The organism is Methanoregula sp. PtaB.Bin085 (assembly GCF_002067035.1).
GTDB lineage: Archaea > Halobacteriota > Methanomicrobia > Methanomicrobiales > Methanospirillaceae > Methanoregula.
In genome coordinates, this window is record NZ_MVQB01000048.1 from 1 (window position 1) to 4,191 (window position 4,191).

Consider the following 4,191-nt stretch of genomic DNA (forward strand, 5'->3'; position numbering starts at 1 on the left):
TCGATGATCCCGGCGAGCAGGCCGGCCGTGCAGTAACAGACGTTCTTGCCGATATTCCCGAAGGATTCGGACTCTACGGTATGAGAGAGCGTGATCGTCTTCGTCTTGGTCTTCTCGTCCCATTCCTCCTTGACGAAGTTGAACCAGCCCATCTGGGCGTAGAAGGCAAACGCCATGTCGGAGAGGGTCTGGGGTTTGATCTTTTTGATCCCTTCCATCGACAGGCCCAGGACCTTGTCTTCAGGTGTTCCGACAAAGAGGATACCAATGATCTCTCCTGCGTCATTCTTGATCGGTTCATATGCCACAACCATCTTCTGACCGACGACATCTGCGGTGCCATAATAGGTCTGTCCCTTGGTGATCACGGCATCGTAGACAACCTTTATCAGCTCGGTCCCGACAGCCCGCTTGCCTTCAGCGGTAACTACATTGGTGGATATCCGGATTGCCTTATCGCCGATTTTCTGGAAGACGGTGGCCTTGCTGCCCTTCTCCTTTTCAATGGAATCAACAACCTCGAAGTTATCGTTGACGACATGGTTGCCGTAAGCAAGTTTGCCCCCGGTTATTGATGGAGCCCCGAATGCTGTGAATCGTTTGTGCAGTTCGGTGAGATCCGCATCAAGTTTGGTCCTGGAGAGGTCGAAAAAGATACTCATCTTCCGGTAGTGCTCGACATTCTCCTTTCCCATATCCTTATACGCACGATAATTGACCCCGCTCGCCGGCGCCTCTCCCATGGTCTTTTTGAGCGAATTGGTCATGGATGTGAAGATGAACCGGGGCATCATGACAACCGGTTCTTCCATAAGGGTGATCTTCCCTTCAATAGGCTTGTGCTCGATAAACTCGGTGATGGAGGCATCGCCCTTGACTACCGCTTCGGCACGGAACTTCCAGCTGGCAGGGACCCGGTCGGCAACGAATTCACAGTACTCGTCGCCCTTCGCATGACAGGTCTTCTCAAGACAGAACCATGTCTTGCCGGTCACTGACGTGAGGACACCCTCGATCCAGCCCTGGTGGAGACCGCAGACAGCCATGTTCCAGTCTTTCAGTACCTGGGACTCGAATGTGTGTTTGGTCCTGATGACGATGCGCTTTTCACTGGCAGAAACCAGCTCGAACGGGGCACCCCAGCCCTGCTGGTGCTGGAGCTTGAAAACCAGCATCAGAAATTCTTCGGGTTTTAAGTTCATGCCGAGTTTCTTTAAGAGGTTATTAAGCCCGACAGAACCTGCACCAACGGAGCGGAAGAGCTTGCGGACAGCCTTCACGGCAAGTTTCTTGTTGAGGTTCGCTTCGTACATCTCGTAAATTGCCTTCACCATGTAGTTGGGGTTACTGGCAGTTTTAACACCAAAAACAGAATACGCACCAGCGAGCGGGTCCAGCTCGATATAGGGGGCGATCGTTTTTTCGCCCTTTATGAGCGCCTCGAAATCCTCACGACCAATCTTCATATCTGTTTGATCTGTCATTCTCCAATTAAAGGGTTTCGTCTTTTATTAATGTTTTTCGATAGGGAATTCGTATTAAAAAAAAGAGAACGGGAAGAAACCCGGTCAAATTTCAAGCGTAATCCGCGAATGGGCAATATCGAAGATGATGTGGAAGGTGGATATCATCATGGCGCGGTCCTGGACGATGCAGTCATACTTACCGTACAGGAGCTTGAAATCCACGGTACCGTTCTCCGTGGTGATATCATTGGTTATCATCTGCCCTTCCTTCCGGATGGAGACCCGTACACCGTTCTGGGGTTCGCCGTTCCGCTGGACCGCAACCGAGAGTACACCAAGACCGTCGCTCTTCCTGCCGATCTCCGGGATCATGTCCATTCCGCTCTTGCGGATGTGACCTTTCTCGAGAATACGGCATCCCATGACCACGGCCTCGACAAGGTCCTGTTTCACTTCGTACAGGTCAAATTTCTCGGTACCGGTGAGGAGCATGACCGCTTTGTCGCCGTACAGGGTCCCTTTCTCCTCGATAAGGATCGCTCCCTCGGGTTCACCATCCAGAATGGCAAGGTCGAATTCTCGGTCATTGTATCGCGAGACCGCAATCCCGTTCGTGCTCTTCGACTGGGTGAGCCTGAGCATCTCGGACAGTGTGAACGTTCCAAGCCGGGTTGAACCTGCAAGGATGGTTCCGATAAGTTCCTGGATTTTCATGGATCTATCATCTCATGGGTATCTGGTGGCCTATGGAATAGGAACCGGCCGGGGATTCCACACTGTGTTCGCTTGAGATATTGGCTGCTACAGGTATTATATATTTACGACTTTTGGTGTCCGACGGGTCATCAGACCCGGAGGAGAAGAAGAACGCATCAGCGTTCTTCGACTTGTGGAGGGTCATCAGACCCGGGACGGGGGAAGAATCCGTTAGGATTCTTCGACTTCCGATTGCTCGAAGATTTCCTGCGGCATTCTCCGTATCGGGAGATGTGGATGAGGGATTTTTTTTAAAAGTACTTTTACCGGGATGTATATACTACGGGACAGGAAACCCTCCATAAAAATACGGAAAAAACAGGAAGGAGGGATCAGTGCCCTTTCTTGCCGTATACTTTCTCCGGATCGAATACTTTCGTCCCGATGACCGTGCCGTCCAGCGTGCGGAAGAAACAGGTTGCATGGCCCGTGTGGCAGGCAGCACCGGTCTGCTCGACCTCGTATATGAGGCAGTCCTCGTCACAATCGGCAAGGATGCGCAAAACCTTCTGGAAGTGGCCGCTCTCCTCGCCTTTCTTCCAGAGCTTCTTCCTGCTCCGGCTGTAATAGTGGGCAAACCCGGTCTTCTGCGTGAGCTGCACTGCTTCCTCGTTTGCCCATGCCATCATGAGCACATCCTTTGATCGTGTATCCTGCACGATCACCGGGATAAGCCCGTCTGAGAATTTCAGGTTCAGCATGTGTTACCTCCCGGTGAGAACTGTCATGAAGGCCAGCAGGAAATCCCCGAATATGAGAGCCGATACAAACCCCGCAAGAATCGGGATGATGAACGGCACCGCGTACGAGATCCAGACCGTCCCGGCCTTGCGGTACATCGACAGTTCCCTGGTATAGTCCTCCGGATGTTCGCGGAGATCCCGGGTATAGATACGGCCTTTGCCCATATACATCCGCCGGATCGCGTCCCAGAACCCGATGAATTTCCGGTCAATCTTCCCATCCTTCTCCGAAAAGTCTTCCATCACAAATCCCCATTCCTTCCGGATCTTCTCCCCCGGAACCGGAAAACCGAAGAACATGTACATGAGCGGAGCACGGTTGCCACGGACAAGGTTGATGACAAAGATCCCGAGAGGAGCGGCAATGTTCAGCAGCAGAGCGTTGATCAACGCCGAGAAGGCAAGGAACCCGAGCGGCGGGACACCGAGAAGCGGGGTGAACGGGAACGTCGGGACGCAGAACGCGATAAAGATGAGCGCCCAGGCATCGGCACCTCCGAACAGGTGCATACGGCCAAACGTATAGAATACTCCGCCAAAGACTGCCGGCAACAGGATGAAGAGGCCCCCGTTGAGCGGCCATGATCCGGCAGCGATCATGAGGACTGATGTGATCACAAAGATGAGGATGACCGGAATGAAATACCAGCGCCCGATGGTGTCTGCAACGGACGGCCCTGCCTGTCCGGGGGCATCGGGTACATCGAACTTCCCACGGTATTCCATCCAGGTCACATACCCCAGGATAACGGCAAACATCGCGTACCACGCGATGAGCTGCATCCCCGGTGCCGGGACCAGCAGGAACCAGGAAATGGCCGGGAGTGCGAGGACGAACGCCAGATAAAACCAGACATTCTCTTTCCGGTAATGTCCCGCCAGACCAAAAGAGTCGGTTCTCCCGCGATTATCGAGGTAATCCGCATACAGGAAACCGGCAACAAGGGAACAATACCCTGCGATAAGACTCGCATTGCCGGTCATCTGCCAGAGCACGATACCGGTACAGCAGATACCAACGGCGAGCATCGGCAGCCAGACAAGAAACGGCACCCTGCGGTCACGAATATCCAGGTACGAGGCATATGCCAGGGTGACCAGGACAGCCGCTGCCGCGATTATCATAGGTACAAGGGAATCCATACCTGCGGTATACCGTTTTTTTCCTCAAGCACTTATGGTTGGCGGCTCTTCTCCGGTGATTCAGCTTCCACGGGGATTTATCC

Annotated in this window: 4 protein-coding genes; all 4 read right to left on the bottom strand. The window is 53.3% G+C overall.

All coding sequences use genetic code 11. From position 1 onward, the window contains the following. Positions 1-1,466, bottom strand: a 1,466-nt coding sequence (locus A4E33_RS10795; protein WP_292348042.1) for a Cache 3/Cache 2 fusion domain-containing protein, incomplete at its 3' end; no start/stop codon positions are given. A gap of 102 nt (positions 1,467-1,568) precedes the next feature. Continuing rightward, the gene (locus A4E33_RS10800; protein ID WP_292348044.1) at positions 1,569-2,180 is read right to left on the bottom strand and encodes a hypothetical protein; all 612 of its coding nucleotides are present in this window, start codon (positions 2,178-2,180) and stop codon (positions 1,569-1,571) included. Positions 2,181-2,554: 374 nt separating this feature from the next. After that, on the bottom strand, positions 2,555-2,923 hold the full coding sequence (gene hisI, locus A4E33_RS10805; RefSeq protein WP_394334411.1) for a phosphoribosyl-AMP cyclohydrolase: 369 nt from the start codon (positions 2,921-2,923) through the stop codon (positions 2,555-2,557). A 3-nt stretch (positions 2,924-2,926) separates the two neighbouring features. Then, positions 2,927-4,090 carry an A24 family peptidase C-terminal domain-containing protein gene (locus A4E33_RS10810; protein ID WP_292348046.1) on the bottom strand — a complete coding sequence of 388 codons (1,164 nt, stop codon included), beginning with the start codon at positions 4,088-4,090 and terminating at the stop codon, positions 2,927-2,929. Positions 4,091-4,191: the final 101 nt, after the last annotated feature.